The organism is Nioella ostreopsis (genome assembly GCF_004000255.1).
In the GTDB taxonomy this organism is placed as follows: Bacteria; Pseudomonadota; Alphaproteobacteria; order Rhodobacterales; family Rhodobacteraceae; genus Nioella; species Nioella ostreopsis.
This window is the reverse complement of record NZ_RCIQ01000016.1, coordinates 105,304-121,008: the sequence shown is the minus strand read 5'-3', so window position 1 is coordinate 121,008 and position 15,705 is coordinate 105,304. Positions and strand designations below refer to the sequence as shown.

General features: G+C 62.6%; 15 protein-coding genes. All 15 read right to left on the bottom strand.

What is annotated here, in order from left to right:
- Positions 1-318: 318 nt before the first annotated feature.
- The 15 genes from iolB to EP237_RS16310 all read right to left on the bottom strand — a co-directional run bounded on the left by iolB (position 319) and on the right by EP237_RS16310 (position 15,619).
- Complete coding sequence (iolB, locus tag EP237_RS16380) at positions 319-1,125, bottom strand: 5-deoxy-glucuronate isomerase (RefSeq protein WP_127561980.1); 807 nt, start codon at positions 1,123-1,125, stop codon at positions 319-321.
- Positions 1,118-1,324: a hypothetical protein gene (locus EP237_RS16375; RefSeq protein ID WP_127561979.1), complete on the bottom strand. Its 207-nt coding sequence runs from the start codon at positions 1,322-1,324 to the stop codon at positions 1,118-1,120. Before EP237_RS16375 ends, iolB begins: the two co-directional genes overlap by 8 nt.
- 19 nt (positions 1,325-1,343) lie before the next feature.
- On the bottom strand, positions 1,344-2,249 hold the full coding sequence (gene iolE, locus EP237_RS16370) for a myo-inosose-2 dehydratase (protein ID WP_127561978.1): 906 nt from the start codon (positions 2,247-2,249) through the stop codon (positions 1,344-1,346).
- Between the two features lie 11 nt (positions 2,250-2,260).
- Positions 2,261-4,093 (bottom strand): 3D-(3,5/4)-trihydroxycyclohexane-1,2-dione acylhydrolase (decyclizing), encoded by a 1,833-nt coding sequence (iolD, locus tag EP237_RS16365; RefSeq protein WP_127561977.1) that lies wholly within the window; start codon positions 4,091-4,093, stop codon positions 2,261-2,263.
- Positions 4,090-5,997 carry a bifunctional 5-dehydro-2-deoxygluconokinase/5-dehydro-2-deoxyphosphogluconate aldolase gene (locus tag EP237_RS16360; RefSeq protein WP_127561976.1) on the bottom strand — a complete coding sequence of 636 codons (1,908 nt, stop codon included), beginning with the start codon at positions 5,995-5,997 and terminating at the stop codon, positions 4,090-4,092. The genes iolD and EP237_RS16360 overlap by 4 nt, the downstream gene beginning before the upstream one ends.
- A gap of 48 nt (positions 5,998-6,045) precedes the next feature.
- Positions 6,046-7,038, bottom strand: a complete 993-nt coding sequence (gene iolG, locus EP237_RS16355; RefSeq protein ID WP_127561975.1) for an inositol 2-dehydrogenase — start codon at positions 7,036-7,038, stop codon at positions 6,046-6,048.
- 69 nt (positions 7,039-7,107) lie between these two features.
- Complete coding sequence (locus EP237_RS16350; protein WP_071691066.1) at positions 7,108-7,896, bottom strand: ATP-binding cassette domain-containing protein; 789 nt, start codon at positions 7,894-7,896, stop codon at positions 7,108-7,110.
- Between the two features lies 1 nt (position 7,897).
- The gene (locus EP237_RS16345) at positions 7,898-9,019 is read right to left on the bottom strand and encodes an ABC transporter permease (RefSeq protein WP_127561974.1); all 1,122 of its coding nucleotides are present in this window, start codon (positions 9,017-9,019) and stop codon (positions 7,898-7,900) included.
- A gap of 107 nt (positions 9,020-9,126) precedes the next feature.
- Complete coding sequence (locus EP237_RS16340) at positions 9,127-10,071, bottom strand: sugar ABC transporter substrate-binding protein (RefSeq protein WP_127561973.1); 945 nt, start codon at positions 10,069-10,071, stop codon at positions 9,127-9,129.
- Positions 10,072-10,152: 81 nt separating this feature from the next.
- Entirely contained in the window at positions 10,153-10,968 is an 816-nt protein-coding gene (locus EP237_RS16335; RefSeq protein ID WP_127561972.1) for a TIM barrel protein, read from the bottom strand.
- A 143-nt stretch (positions 10,969-11,111) separates the two neighbouring features.
- Positions 11,112-12,143, bottom strand: a complete 1,032-nt coding sequence (locus tag EP237_RS16330; RefSeq protein WP_127561971.1) for a LacI family DNA-binding transcriptional regulator — start codon at positions 12,141-12,143, stop codon at positions 11,112-11,114.
- A gap of 71 nt (positions 12,144-12,214) precedes the next feature.
- Positions 12,215-13,144: a carbohydrate kinase family protein gene (locus EP237_RS16325; protein ID WP_127561970.1), complete on the bottom strand. Its 930-nt coding sequence runs from the start codon at positions 13,142-13,144 to the stop codon at positions 12,215-12,217.
- Positions 13,145-13,162: 18 nt separating this feature from the next.
- Positions 13,163-13,789, bottom strand: coding sequence for a nucleoside/nucleotide kinase family protein (locus EP237_RS16320; protein ID WP_127561969.1), 627 nt, complete (start codon positions 13,787-13,789; stop codon positions 13,163-13,165).
- Positions 13,773-14,546 (bottom strand): ATP-binding cassette domain-containing protein, encoded by a 774-nt coding sequence (locus EP237_RS16315; protein ID WP_206052315.1) that lies wholly within the window; start codon positions 14,544-14,546, stop codon positions 13,773-13,775. The genes EP237_RS16320 and EP237_RS16315 overlap by 17 nt, the downstream gene beginning before the upstream one ends.
- Positions 14,543-15,619 (bottom strand): ABC transporter permease, encoded by a 1,077-nt coding sequence (locus EP237_RS16310; RefSeq protein ID WP_127561967.1) that lies wholly within the window; start codon positions 15,617-15,619, stop codon positions 14,543-14,545. Before EP237_RS16310 ends, EP237_RS16315 begins: the two co-directional genes overlap by 4 nt.
- Positions 15,620-15,705 lie beyond the last annotated feature (86 nt).

Genomic DNA, 15,705 nt, shown 5'->3' with positions numbered 1-15,705 from the left:
TGAATACCAGAATGAAATCAACACTCTAAACCCAACCCTCCGAATCCGCACCGCACGGATCACCCCCTCGCCCGCAGGCAAGACACCCGAACGTGTCAAAAGTCGATAACACCCCGATCCCACCCATAACAAACGATAACACCAAAATACGTGTGAAAATCACGCTTACAGAATCACGGATCAGAGCGAACCGCTCGATTTCGGATCATGATTCGCCCCATCCGGCAGGCGAAAATCACGCCCCACGAATCAGATCACGCATCCGGGATACGGATACCCCGGATGCCTCGCTGTTCGATCTCGGTGGGAGTTACAGGATCAGGCGTCCCGATCCATGATCCACTGCACGGCCGGATCGGCCTGAAAGCGCCAGTTGCGGCGCGGACCGGCCATGACGTTGAGATAATACATCTCGACCCCGTAGGGCGCGCCACAGGGGTGGTGACCGCGCGGGACCAGAACCACATCGCCATCGCTGACGGCCATGGTCTCATCCAACGCCCCGTCCTCGGTATAGACACGCTGAATGCCGAAGCCCTGGGCGGGGTTCAGGCGGTGGTAATAGGTTTCCTCCAGATAGGTGATCCGGGGGAAGTCGTCCTCGTCATGGCGGTGGCTGGGATAGCTGGACCAGTGTCCGGCGGGGGTAAAGACCTCGGTCACCAGCAGGCTGTCGCAGTAATCCTCGGCCTCCATGGCGATGTTGTTGATATAGCGCGTGTTGGTGCCCTTGCCGCGCTCTGTCAGCGTGATGCCGTCCGGGCCGATGCGGCGGACCGGGTGGCCGCCCTTGCCCGGCGCGGCGCAGACGGCGATTGTGCAGTCGGTGGTGGCCTCGGCCTGCCAGTCGCTGCCGTTCGGCAGGTAGAGCGAATGCGGCGGGGTCTTTTCGAAGACATCCATCCGCTCCCCCAATTCGCCCCAGTCCTGACCCGCGCCGGTCAGCCGGGCCTTGCCTTCGACCATGACGAGGATCACCTCATTGTCCCCGGTCGCCTCGCCCACCACATCGCCCGCCCGCAGGCGATAGAGCGAGAAGCCCACATAGCGCCACCCGGCGCTGGCGGGCGTCACGTGATGCACCTTGCCATGAGTGCCGAAGGGCTTGAACAGCAGGTCAGCCATTGTCGTTATCCTCATCTTCCTCCGGCGGCACCCAGGCAAAGAGCAGGTGATAGGCCGTGTAGCCGCCAATCGCCCCGAAGATCATCGCCCAGGTGCCCTCGTCGCGGCTGAGTTCCAGCACCGCCCACCCGAAGCAGACCGCCACGATGCCGATCCGAACCCAGAGAGGCCGGAAGGACGGGTGACGCATGTCGAACATGGGCAGTTCCTTTCCAGGGTCAGGTGCGGTTGTCGATCTTCAGCCCCGCGCGGTCACAGACCGACAGGATATGCTCATAGCCCATCTTTGAATACTCATAAGGGGGCGCCTTGGCCGGGTCCTGCTCTGCCTCGACCACGATCCAGCCCGCATAGTCCATCGCTTTCAGCTTGTCGGCCACCGCCTGAAAGTCGATGCAACCATCGCCCGGCACGGTGAAGGCCCCCGCGATCACGGCGTCGAGGAAGCTGCGGTCGTTGTCGCGCACATCGCGCACGATGTCCGGGCGGATATCCTTGAAGTGCACGTGATGGATGCGATCGACCCACCGGTTCATGACGCGCATTACGTCACCGCCGCCAAACAGCATATGCCCGGTGTCAAAGCAAAGCTGAACCTCCGGCCCCGCGCCTTCCATCAGCCAATTCACATCCTCTTCGCTTTCGATGATCGAGCCCATGTGGTGGTGATAGGCAAAGGGCATCCCCTGCCCCGTCACCCATTTGGCGACCTCGGTGAGCTTCGCCGCATAGGCCAGAACCTCGTCGCGCGCCAGTTTTGGGCGGCTGTTCACCGGCACCCCCTGCATCCCCTGCACGGTGTTGGAACATTCCGCATAAACGATGCAGGGCGCGTTGAGGGCCACGAACTGTTCCACCTGCTGGCTGATCGCGGCGCATTCGGCCTCCACGCTGTTGACAAGCGTATTACCGGAACACCAGCCGCCGCACAGCGCGATGTCATTGGCCTCCAGGTAGGCGCGCAGCCCTTCCGTGTCATGGGGCATACGCTGGCCGCGCTCGACGCCGGTATAACCGATCTCGCGGGCCTCGCGCAGGGCCTGCTCCATCGTGTAGGCGGCGGTGATGTCGGGCAGGTCATCGTTCTGCCAGGCAATGGGGGAGATCCCGATTTTGACGCTCATGGGTGTTTCTCTCAGACAGCGCGCTGTGTCTTGCGCTTGGTTTCGTAAGTGGCTCGCGCCTCGTTGACTTGCGGGCGGGTGCTGACCTCGGGCACGCCCACTTCCCACCAGCTGCCGCCATGGGGGGTGGAGGGATAGGGGTCGGTATCAAGCACGATGGCATAGACGCCGTCATGGTCCTTGGCCTTGGTCAGATGGTGCTCCAGTTCCGCGATACTGGACGCTTTCACGGCCTTGGCACCCATCGAAGCCGCATGAGCGACGAAGTCGATCTGGGACGGGTTCACGTGATGGGCCTTGTCCAGCAGGTTGTTGAACTCCGCCCCGCCGGTGCCCATCTGCAGCCGGTTGATGCAGCCGAAGCCGCGGTTGTCGGTGATCACGAGGGTGAATTTCGCCCCCATCATGCAGGCGGTCGCCAGCTCGGAATTCGCCATCATATAGGTGCCGTCGCCGGTGAAGCAGACGATATCGCGATCCGGTTCGGCCATGTGAATGCCGAGCGCACCGGCGATCTCGTAGCCCATGCAGCTGAACCCGTATTCCATGTGGTAGCTGCCGGGCCGCCCCGCCTTCCACAGCTTGTGCAACTCACCGGGCATGGTTCCGGCCGCACACATCACCACCGTGTCGGGGCCTGCGGACCGCTGTACCGCGCCCACCACCTGCATGTCGGTTGGAAGGGCATTCGCGTCCTCCTCGGGCGCGTCGGTCAACGGGTCGACCTTGGCGAACCAATCGGTTTTCAGCGCCGGATCGGGGGCGGTGAAGGTCTTGCCCGCAAGGGCCTCCGACAGCGCCTCCAGCCCCGCTTTCGCGTCACAGCAGAGCGGCTCCGCCCCGTGTTTCATCGCGTCATAGGCCTGCACGTTGAGGCTGATCAGTTTGCGCTTGGGGTTCGCGAAGAGTGACCAGGATCCGGTGGTGAAGTCCTGAAACCGCGTGCCCACGCCGATGACCACATCCGCCGCCGCGCAGACGGTGTTGGCGCTTTCCGCACCAGTCACGCCAATGGGGCCAAGATTGAGCGGATGATCCCAAGGCAGCGCCGATTTGCCCGCCTGGGTTTCCACCACGGGGATCTGATGCGCCTCGGCGAAGGCTTTCAGGGTCTCCGTCGCGTGGCCATAATGCGTGCCGCCGCCCGCGACGATCACCGGATTTTCAGCGCCTTTCAACAGATCCGCCACCCGGGCCAGCTCGCCCGCATCGGGCGGCGCCGCCCTCCGGTGCCAGACGCGCGGCGCGAAGAACGCCTCGGGCCAGTCATAGGCTTCCGCCTGCACGTCCTGGCAGAAGGCGAGCGTCACGGGGCCGCAATCCGCCGGGTCGGTCATGGTGCGCATCGCACGCGGCAGCGCGGTCAGAAGCTGCTCGGGCCTCGTGATCCGGTCAAAGTAGCGGCTGACGGGCCGGAACGTGTCGGTCGCGGTCACCGTGCCATCGGCGAAGTTCTCGGGCTGCTGCAACACCGGGTCGGGCCCGCGATGCGCGAAGACATCGCCCGGCACGAAGAGCACGGGCAGGCGGTTCACATAGGCCAACGCGCAGGCCGTCACCATGTTGGTGGCCCCCGGCCCGATGGAGCTTGTCACCATCATCGCCCGGTCCCGCCGCAATTGCTTGGCATAGGCAATCGCCGTATGCGCCATGGTCTGTTCGTTGTGGCCGCGATAGGTGGGCAGGGTATCACGCTGATGATAAAGCGCCTCGCCCAACCCGGCCACGTTGCCATGACCGAAGATCGCCCAACACCCGGCGATATACGGCACGCCCTCGGGCGTCATCTGCGCGGCAAGGTATTTCACCATCGCCTGCGCGGCGGTCAATCGGATCGTTGTCATGCTGCCTCCTCGGCCCTTGCTCGGGCCTCGTCCCAGATCGCGCAAAGCCGCGCGTAGTTCTCTGCCATCTGCGTCACGGCCTCTTCGGCGGTGATCGTATCCTTCATATAAGCCTCTGCCGCCGCACCGAAGATCGTGCGGCCCACGGCGAAGCCCTTGACTAGCGGGTAGCGCGCGGCGACCTGAAAGCTGTCGCGCAAGGCGCTTTCAGCCGCCGCCAGTCCCAGCACCACGATGCCGCGCGTATAGGGATCGTTCCGCGTGATCGCATCGCACGCCGCCTGCCAGCCCGCATCGGTGGTCATCGGTTCCAGTTTCCACCAGTCGGGATAGACGCCCAGATCGTAGAAGCGCTGGATGATCTGCGCGGTTGTCTGATTGTCCACAGGAGCAACCTTTGACGGGATCACCTCCAGCAGAAACTCCAGCCGGTTGCGCCGTGCAGCGGTATAGAGGCGCAGGATGGTCTCTTCCTGCCGCGCCCACATGTCGGCCTCGTCATCGGGGTGACAGAAACACAGGACCTTGACCACGTTGTCGAGCGGCCACTCGTTGAGGCCCCCGTAGTCCGGCCCAATCTCGGGTTCCAGCATCAGGGGGCGCGATCCCGGCCATTCCACCGGCCGCCCTACCCAGAGCCCGGTTCCCGTCGCCTTGTAAAGCGCATCCCGCCCGAGCCGTCCGTCGCAGAGGATGCCGTAGCCGGGCCTTCCGGCGGAGACTTTCAGCGCAGCCTCAAGACACAGCTGCTTGAAGGTGCCAATCTTGGCCTTGGTGGCGCCCTCCAGATCCTCAAGCTGCATCCGGTGATCGAAAGCAAAGCTGCGGATCGTGGACCAGTCGCCCTTGCGGTTGGTGGACCAATGGACGTTTTCCAGCACGGTGTCCTTGCGCAGCGCTCTCTCCTTCACGCCACGCTTCAGGAAGAACTGCAACTCCTCCCAACTGGGATAGGCAGGCGTGCAGCCATGGCGGCTGACGGCGAAGGCCCCGCAGGCATTGGCATAGGTCAGCGCCGTGGGCCAGTCCGCCCCGTCGAGCCAGCCTTTCAAGAGCCCCGACATGAACCCGTCGCCCGCCCCCAGAACGTTGAACACCTCGATCGGGAAGCCGGGACCGCTCTGGCCCTCATCCAAGCTATCGGGGATCTCGCCCTCGAACGCCACAGCCCCCATCGGTCCGCGCTTGCAGACCAATGTTGCGCCCGAGACCTCGCGCACCGCGCGCAGCGCCGCGACCGTATCGGTGGTGCCGCCCGCGATGTGGAATTCCTCCTCGGTGCCGACGATCAGGTCAAACAGGTGCAGCGTCGATTGCAGCTTCTTGGTCACCTTGTCCGACGCGATGAACCGGCTTTCTCCGTCGCCATGGCCCGCCAACCCCCACAGGTTCGGGCGGTAGTCGATATCGAGCGCGGTTTGTGCGCCGCCCTCACGCGCCAGCCTTAGCGCCTTCAGCACCGCTGCCTCGGTCCGGGGATGGGATAGATGCGTCCCCGTTGCGACAACCGCGCGTGCTTCTCCGATGAAACCCGGATCAATATCGTCCTCGCACAGCGCCATGTCGGCACAATCCGAGCGGTAGAAGATCAGCGGAAACTGCACCTGATCACGGATGCCGAGAAGGACCAGCGCCGTCAGACGTTCCGGGTCGGTCTTCACCCCCCGCACATCCACGCCCTCGCGTGCCAGTTCCTCGCGGATGAAGCGACCCATATGTTCGTCACCCACACGGGTGATCAACGCCGACCGAAGGCCCAAGCGCGCCGTGCCAGCCGCCATATTGGTGGGCGAGCCGCCAATGTATTTCTGGAACGACCCCATATCCTCCAGCCGGCCACCAACCTGCTGGCCATAGAGATCAACCGAAGAACGGCCGATGGTGATCACATCAAGCGGCTTCATCAAAGCGCTCCCTCGATTTTCGGTTCAGGGGCCGCTGGCCCCGATCTGTCAGGTCAGGCGCACGGCTTGCCCGGTTCGTGCGGATTCCACCGCCGCTTCGGCCAATTCCAGGGATTTCAGCCCATCCAGCCCGGTGGTGGGCGTCGGGGCCCCATCGGCCACGGCCGCGACAAAGGCCGCGATCTCATTGGCGTAAGCTGCGATATAGCGTGTCATGAAGAAGTTCAGCAGTGGCGGACGGGAATAGCCCTCAGCCGTTGCTAGTTCGATATTCGCCTCATGCTGGTTCCGTGCGCTGACCGCGCCTGTCGATCCAAGCACCTCGATCCGCTGATCATAGCCATAGGTGGCGCGGCGTGAATTGGTGATGACCGCCTGCTTGCCGCTGGCGGTGCGCAGGATCACGCTGGCGCTGTCGAAATCGCCCAGTTTGCCGATCTCTGGGTCGGTCAGAACAGACCCCTGCGCCATCACGGTTTCCACCTCTTCACCAAGCAGCCAGCGGGCAATGTCGAAATCGTGGATCATCATGTCCCGGAAGATGCCGCCAGAGACCTTGATGTACTCATAGGGCGGCGCGCCCGGATCGCGGCTGGTGATCGTGACCATTTCCACATCGCCGATGCGGCCCGCGTCGATGGCGGCTTTGACGGCCATGAAATCGGGGTCGAAGCGGCGGTTGAACCCGACCATCAGGGTGGCGCCCGTTTCCTCGACAGTGGCAAGCGCTTGCTTGACCCGGCCGACATCCAGATCAACGGGTTTCTCGCAGAACACGGCCTTGCCCGCACGGGCGAACTGCTCGATCAGATCGGCATGGGTATCGGTCGGCGTGCAGATGACCACTGCGTCGATATCGTCCGATGCCGCAATCTCGTCGATGGTCCGCAACTCGCAGCCGAATGCCGCCTCAGCAGGCTTGGCCGCCGCTTCCATCGGTTCGGCAATCGCCACCAGAACGGCCCCATCGACAGACGCGATGGCGCGGGCGTGAACCTGCCCGATGCGGCCTGCGCCAAGTACCCCGAAACGAACGGTCATCTTGTTCTCCTGAACGTGATTTTCTTCTTGTGGAGGCGGCGCGCAACCGCGCCGCCGGTTGTTATATGCTCAGACCGTTCCGCCGAGCGACCCCTCCAGAGCGACCATTTCCTGACCACCGGCCATCATGTCCTGAAGCTCCTCAGGCGTGATCTGGCCACGCTGCGCCGTGCCAAGCGTCTTGCCCCGGTTGAGCACGGTGAACCGATCTCCCACGGCCAGCGCGTGGCGCACGTTGTGGGTGATGAACACAACGGCAATGCCCTGTTTGCGCACCTTGTCGATGGTGGCCAGCACGTTCGCCGTCTGCCGCACGCCCAGGGCCGAGGTCGGTTCATCGAGGATCAGCACCTTGGCGCCAAAATGCACTGCACGGGCGATGGCCACGGTCTGACGTTCCCCGCCTGACAGAGTGCCCACGGCCTGATCGGGACCGCGCAGGTTGATGCCCATTTTGCGCATCTCTTCCATGGTCACGTTATTGGCGTAATCATGGTCGAACAGTTTCAGCGGACCCACTTTCTTCACCGGCTCATTGCCCATGAAGAAGTTGCGGCTGACCGACATCAGCGGGATCATGGCCAGATGCTGGTGCACCGTCGCAATCCCCGCCGAAATCGCATCGCGCGGATCGGCGAAATGCATCGGCTTGCCTTCGAACATGATCTCGCCCGCCGTCGGCTTGTGCACGCCGGACATGGTCTTGATGAAGGTCGACTTGCCCGCGCCGTTGTCGCCCAGAAGGCAGTGGCATTCCCCGGGAAAGACATCGACCGACACACCGGCCAGCGCGATGACCGAGCCGAAATGCTTTTCGATGTTGCGCATTTCGATGATGGGTGCGTGTTCACTTGTCATCTTAGCGTTCCCCCGTGATCAGACGGCGAATATAGGTGTTCAGGATCACCGCAAGCAGCAGGATGACGCCAAGGAACACCCGGAAGAGCGAGCTTTCCACACCCGTGAAGAACAGACCCTGCTGGACAACCCCGAAGATCAGCGCCCCAAGGGCGGCCCCGATGACCGAGCCGTATCCGCCGGTCAGCAATGCCCCACCGATCACCACCGCGATGATGGCCTCGAACTCTTTCAGGATACCGCGATCTGCGGCGGCAGAGCCGAATTCCATCACCTGACAGGTTGCGAACACGGTGGCGCAAAAGGCGGTCATGATGAACATCTTGATCTTGACGGCATTGACGGGAACACCGGAATTCCGGGCCGCTTCCGCATCGCCGCCAGCGGCGAAAATCCAGTTGCCGAACTGGGTGCGGGTCAGCAGGAAGTGACCGAAGGCAACCAGCACCAGGGCCCAGACGATCAGCATCGGAATGCCGTCGACCACGGGTTCGCCTGCACGGGTGCCGCGTTCGAACACCTCGATCAGGCCGCGTTCACCCAGGAACTCGAAGAACCAGCCACCGACCTGACCACCGAACAGCGGGGCCAGCCAGTCGCCCTCGGCTGCGTCGGATATGCCGCCGATGATGGTGCGGTTCTCAAGTTGCTGGGGAATGAAGATGGTGAAGCCTCGCAGGATGAACAGGAAGGCCAGTGTCACGATGAAGGACGGCAGTCCTGTCTTGATCACGATATAGCCGTTCAGCGCCCCGATGCTCATGCAGATCAGGAAGGCGAGGATGATGGCAATCCAGACGGGCCAGCCGAGCGAGACCGAAAAGATGGCGATCATCATGCCCGCAAAGCCGATCATGGAACCGACCGACAGGTCAAACTCGCCCGCGATCATCAGCAGGCAGGCACCGACGGCGATGATCATGAATTGCGCCGAGACGGTGCTCCAGTTCAGAACACCTTGCGAATTGAACATGCCGCTGTTGCCAGCGAAAATGGCGAAGAACAGAAAGACAAGCACGGTGCCGCAGATACCGCCAAGCTCGGGGCGGATCAGGGCTTTTCGGAAGGAGGAGATCTCCTTGACGCGTTCGTCCTGTTCGGGGGTCTGAGCGGTGTCTGTCATTTGTAAACGCTCCGCGTGTTGAAGGGTTTCATGACGTGTCCCAATCTTTGAAAAGGCGAAGGGCAGCGCGCTGCCACCCTTCGCCAGGGAGAGAGTTTATCGCTGGATCAGCGGTATTCGCCTGCGAAGCGTTCCACCATCTCAAGCCCGTCTGCGGTCACGAAACCGGGGCCGGAGTTGATGTTGTTGCCCGGCAGCACGCCATAGCGGTGGTAGTTCGTCAGAACGATCACCGGCAGGTAGGCCTGCAGGAAGGGCTGCTGGTCGATGCCCCACTGGATCACGCCGTCACGCAGGCCCTGAACGATGTTTTCACCCAGGTCGAAGGTGCCGAAGTAGATTTCGCCAGCCATGCCGTTCTGTTCCAGCGCCATGATGGTCGGATCGGCAGAGGTCGGCCCGAGGGTCAGGATCGCATCCGTGTCGGGGTTGGCGTTCAGATAGGCCAGAACACGGTTCTGGATCTCGGCCGGGTCCTGACCGGAGTCGATCATCTGGCTGCCAAGCTCGACGCCAAGCGCGTCGGCAAAGCCCTGGCAGCGTTCGCTGGAGGACGGCGACGAGATGTAGTGGTTCACGCAAAGGAAGCTTTCCACACCGTCACCGGCTGCGCGCAGACCCGCCGCATAGCCCGCATCATATTCGGGCTGACCCACATACATAAGGGCCCCGACTTCGCGGGCCTGATCCGGGGTGCCGGAGTTGATGATGATCACGTCAACGCCAGAGTCCACCGCGTTGCGGATAGGGCCGGACAGCACGTCAAAATCGGCCAGCGTGGTGATGATGCCATCGGGGCCGGACGCGGCCGCCTGTTCGATGATCCGCGCCATGTCGGCAAGGTCACCGGTGGGGGGGTTGCGGTATTCCACCTCGACGCCCATCTGGTCGCCCGCCAGCGCGATGCCGTTGCGGATCGTGTTCCACCAGCTGTCGCTGTCGGGCGCGTGGCTGACCAGAACATAGCGCTCGCCATCGGCCAGTGCCGGGGCTGCCATGCCGGTCAAGGCTGCGCTTGCGGCAACAGTTGCTGCAATCAGTGTCTTCTTCATCAGGTTTCCTCCCAAGTTTGGTGTCCGGCGCACCGTTTCCTCTTGCCGGATGCCCCGTGAGGGGCGATTTCACGCATCCCCTCAGGCCGCCATGGACCTCAGTCGCGATGCTATGAATTCGATTGAACGTTTCAGGTCTGCCTCGATCGTGGCACTGTCCTGCACCTCGGGCGCGAAGCATTCGAATGACACGGGGCCCCGATATCCTCCGGCGACGAGGGCCGCGATCTGGTCGACCGTTCCAAGCTGGTCCCGGTCATCCACCAATACCCTGTGCTCATCACGCATGTCGGACCGCGTCAGCGTCTCGTCCACAACGCCCGATATCTGGACCAGAGCAGTATGGTCCGGGAACAGGTTTGCGTCGCCGTCCAGGAAGTGGTGGAACGTGTTGTGGGCCAGTTTCAGGTGGTCCTTGGCATCCAGCGTGTCGATGATCGCCACCGCTTCGGCCTTGCTGCGCAGCGACGATGTCATGAAACCGAGCGGTTCGATCAGTCCGGTGATTCCGACCTGTTTCAGAAGCGGCAGAATGGCCTTGATCGCGATCCGCAGATTGGCCTGCCTCTCACCATTTGCGCATCCGATACCGTCATTGCGCGGGGTGAAGGACACAGCCTCGGCCCCGCAGGCGACCGCTGCGTCCAGCAGGCTTTCGGCATTGGGCGACTGCTCCGGCGGCCAGGAGTTGAAGGCATAGAGATGGTTCAGCGCAACGATGCGCAACCCCAGATCGCGGGCAATGCCGCCTGCCTCCGCCGGGTCCATGCCGTCAAAGAGCGGTCGGCCCAGATCGTTGCGCAGTTCCACGCCCGTGCAGCCAACGCGCTTGGCGAGTTCGAGAAACTCGACAAACCCGGTGCGCGGGGCAGTGATCTGGTTCAACGAAAAATACATCAACCCTCCCGTCAGCGCCGGCTTCTGCATGGCGACTGACGGGCGGAAAATTGTTGGAGAACGGCGATTCCGTCAATCGCGCACTCCGATTTCTGGTCATTAATGACGTTTTCTGCGCCTGCAAAAATGACGTTTTTACGTCATCAAATCATGTCGGGCAAATAGATGCGCGGTTGCAGGAAATACTGCCCGACAACCCCGTCATCCCCGGCATGAACGGCGTTGATCATCAGCTCGATCAGCTCTGTACAGAGCGTGTCGAGCGGCGTTGCAATCGCCATGACCGCATAGCCGTCAGCAAGAGCGGCGCGGCTGTCATCGGTCAGTTCGTTGACCACGAGGGAAACCTCATGCGGCTGGCGCATTTCCCGCAAGGCGGCAATCGCACCTTCCATGCCTCCGCCCGCGACATAGAGCCCCCGAAGGTCTGGGTGGCGGGACAGCAGGTCCAGCGTTGCCTCATAGGTCAGTTCACGCGTCTCCAGGTTGACCAGCGTATCTAGCACCGGCAGGGCGGGCGCGTTTTCCCGGATGCATGACCGGAACCCGACCTCTCTCAGGTCATGTCCATGCCAGCGGTTGCCCCCAACGAAAAGGGCCAGCTTTCCCGGTTGCTTGACGGTTTTCGAGATCATCCAGGCCGCCATACGCCCGATCTTGACGTTGTTGGACCCGACATAGTTGCGCCGGATGCCTTGTGCGAAATCGTTGAGCAGCGAAAAGACCGGCACGCCCTTTTCCTGCAAATCGCGCACCACGGGGTTCAGGCTTTGGTGGTTCACGGCAACGCAGGCCAGAGAGTCAACCCGGCGGCCAAGGCTTTCCATCAGGCTGGCAAATTCCTCCGGCGCCTGTGATTTGGCATAGCGGATCACCGCCTGACCATCGATATCCTTGCGGGCCGAGACCGCCTTTTCGATCTCCTTGGCGAATTGCTGGTAGAACGCCTGTGACGGTTTCAGCAGCACGAAGCCAAACCGCATCTTGGGCCGGTCGGGCCGCATGCGATGGTCGATCAATCCGCGAGCGTGGTAGCCAAGCTTATGCGCGGCTTCGGCGATCTTGCGCAGCGTTTCCTCGCGCACCTTCATCCGACCGTTCAACGCCCGGTCCACGGTCGATACGCTGACACCGGCCTCGCGGGCCACATCCTTTACGGTAGAACGCCTTGCCATGATCACCTCGCGCCAGACACGTCATTTATGACGTGTTTTCGGCTTTGTACGCAATCGGCAAGCCTGAGATGCTACAGCTCTTCGCGCCACGGAGGGTTGGCCCCGGCCCGGCTGACGGTAATGGCAGCGGCTTTCGCGGCCAGCGTCAGGGCGGTATCCATCTGGGTTGCCGTCACCCCGGCCACGCCCGCCTTGGTCAGCAGCCCCTGTTCCGACAGGCTGGCCATGACCCCGGCATTGAAGGTGTCTCCGGCGCCTACCGTGTCCACGGCGGTCACACGTTCGGCCGCGACGGTCACTTCGGTCCCGTCCGACAAATAGGCGGTTGCCCCCTCGCCTCCTCGGGTCATGACAACGATCCGGGGTCCGGTCGCCCGCAGCATATCCAGCTTGGCGGACAGTGAATCCGGGCCAGGATATATCCAGTTCAGATCCTCGTCGGACACCTTGACGATGTCAGTCAACCGCAGCATCCGGGCCAGACGGTCGCGGTAGCGGTCCACATCCTTGATGAAACCGGGACGGATATTCGGATCCATCATGACCGCGCGTCCCGCAGCTTCGCGTTCCGCGAGCGCAGCATAGGTGTCGGCGCAGGGTTCCACGGCGAGGCTGATGCCGCCAAAGAACAGCGCGCTGACCTCGTCCGACAGGTTTGGCAGATCCTCGGGCCGGATCATCCGACCGGCAGAGCTTTCGTCGAAGAAAGAATAGCTCGCATGTCCATCGGTCAGCTTGACGAAGGCCAGCGTCGTGGGCCGGTCAGACCGGATGACGCGGGTCGTATCCACATGGCTGGCGTGCAGTGCATCGGCCAGTTGCTGTCCGAACATGTCGGTCGACAATCCGGTGATCATCCCGGTCTGCACCCCGAGCCGCCCCAAGGCGATCGCGGTGTTGAAGACAGCACCGCCGGAATGCGGCACGAATCCATCCCGTCCGCTTTCAAGTGTCGGGCTTGGGATCATGTCGATCAGGGCTTCACCACAGCAGAGGATCATGGGTTTTCGGTCCTTCGGTCAGTTGGAAATCGTCAGATCGGCAGGCACGCTGTTGGCCAATACCAGATCCGCATTGGGCATGTCGTTGGCATCGCGGCGAGCCGCAGCCTGCGCCTCGGGCAACCCGTGATCCAGCCAACGCTGCAAAAGACGGTGCGCCAGCACCTCGCGCCGGGTGTCGATGGCAATGGCCTGTGTCCATAGCGGCCGAAGCTCGGACCATGGCGCGTCGTTCAGGAGCAGGTAGTTGCCCTCAAACAGCACGAACTCCGTATCGGATGGAAGATGCGCCGCGCCCGCGATGGCAATGTCGCGGTCCCGGTCGAAGACGGGATAGATCACGTCCTGACCCGCCGCGATCCGGCGCACCAGATGCACGAAACCCGCCGCGTCGAACGTGGCAGGCGATCCCTTCCGGTCCAGCAATCCGCGCTGCATCAGGATGGCATTATCGAGATGAAACCCATCCATGGGAACCACTGCAGCGGATCGCCCGGCCTGCCGCAATTCCGAACACAGAGCCGCCGAGACCGAGGATTTCCCCGATCCCGGCGGCCCCGCGACCGCGATCAACTTGCGTGAGCCCTTGAGTGCAAGCAGATGCGGCAGGGTCGTTTGGGCAGTGTCTTCAGGCCGCGACGGCATCGGGCTGCATTGCTCCTGTCATCAGGGCCACTGCGTCCGACATGCTGACCTCTTTCGGATCCACAACCGTCAGGCGCTTGCCCAAGCGGTGGATGTGAATGCGGTCGGCCACCTCGAACACGTGCGGCATGTTATGGCTGATCAGCACCACCGGCGTGCCGCGCGACCGCACATCCTGGATCAGTTCCAGCACCTTGCGGCTTTCCTTGACGCCAAGCGCCGCCGTGGGTTCGTCGAGGATGATGACCTTCGATCCGAAGGCCGCCGCGCGGGCAACGGCAACCCCCTGACGCTGGCCACCCGAGAGGGTTTCCACCGCCTGGTTGATGTTCTGGATCGTCATCAGGCCCAGTTCCGACAGTTTCGCGCGGGCAAAATCCTCCATCGCCTTGCGGTCGAGCATCCCCATGTATTTGCCCATGAAGCCGGGCTTTTTCAGCTCGCGGCCCACGAACATGTTGTCGGTGATCGACAGGGCGGGCGACAGGGCCAGCGTCTGGTAGACGCATTCGATCCCGGCCTCGCGGGCATGCAGGGGCGAGCTGTAGCTGACCTCCTGCCCCTCCAGCGTGATCCGCCCCTCATCAGGGATGACCGCGCCGGAAATGGCCTTGATGAGCGAGGATTTTCCGGCCCCGTTATCGCCGATGACCGCGAGGATTTCCCCCGGCATCAGATCGAAATCGGCGTTGTCCAGCGCGGTGACGCGGCCATAGCGTTTGACCAGTCCGCGGGCTTGCAAGATTGGGTTCGTCATGCCGAAACCTTTCTGATCCATTGGTCGACCGCGACCGCGATGATGATAAGCCAGCCGATGGCGAAGACCTGCCACAGCACGTCCACACCAGCCAGACGCAGCCCCGACTGGAACACGCCCACAATGAGCGCGCCGAAAAGCGCCCCCATGATCGAGCCGCGCCCGCCGAACAGCGAGATGCCTCCGATCACCACGGCGGTGATGCTTTCAAGGTTGCCCTCGTAGAAACTCTGCGGCGAAATCGACCCCACACGCCCGATGGACGCCCAGGCCGCCAGCGCGCAGATGAAGCCCGCCAGCATGTAGACCTGCCGCAGGGTGCGGTCGGTGCGGATACCGGCCAGTTCGGCGGCTTCCTTGTCGTCCCCGATCATGTAGACGTGGCGGCCCCATGCGGTCTTGTTCAGAAGATACCAGAGCGCCATGAAGATCACGATCATCAACAGCACGCCATAGGTGACGCGCGCCGACCCGATGGTGAAGCTGAGACCGAAGAACTTGAGCAGCGGCGCGGTGGCGTCGATGTCCTGACCACGAATGGACTGAGCACCGGACAACCACAGGTTCAGCGCAAAGAAGATGTTCCAGGTGCCAAGCGTGGTGATGAAGGGCGGCAGTTTGACCTTGGTGATCAGCAAGCCGTTCATGTAGCCCGCCCCGATGCCGCCTGCAAAGCCGATCAACAGCGCCAGCGGCGCGGGAACACCAAGCTCCACGGCCAGCTTGCCGGAAATGACGCTCATCAGCACCATGATGGCCGCGACCGACAGGTCGATGCCTGCGGTGATGATCACCAGGCTTTGCGCCGCGGCAAGGATCCCGATGATCGAGACCTGCTGCATGATCAGCGTCAGGTTGAAGGGTGTGAAGAACCGGTCGCCCGCGATCAGGCCAAAGGCCAGAACGGCCACGACCAGAACGATTACAGGCACCAATGTGGGATTTCCGTGCAGAACATGCTGTAGCGTGCCAACCACGCCGCGATTGCTGTCTTCGAATTCTGCAACGGATGTATCGCTGGAGGTCAGGACGCTCTCGAAATCCCGGTCCGGCGTAGAGTTTTGATCCGCCATGTCATCCTCTCCGACCATATCCGCACCAGCCCATACCATGCAGGTCAGGCGGGGATGCGGCAATGATTTTGGGGTGTAGGGGGTGG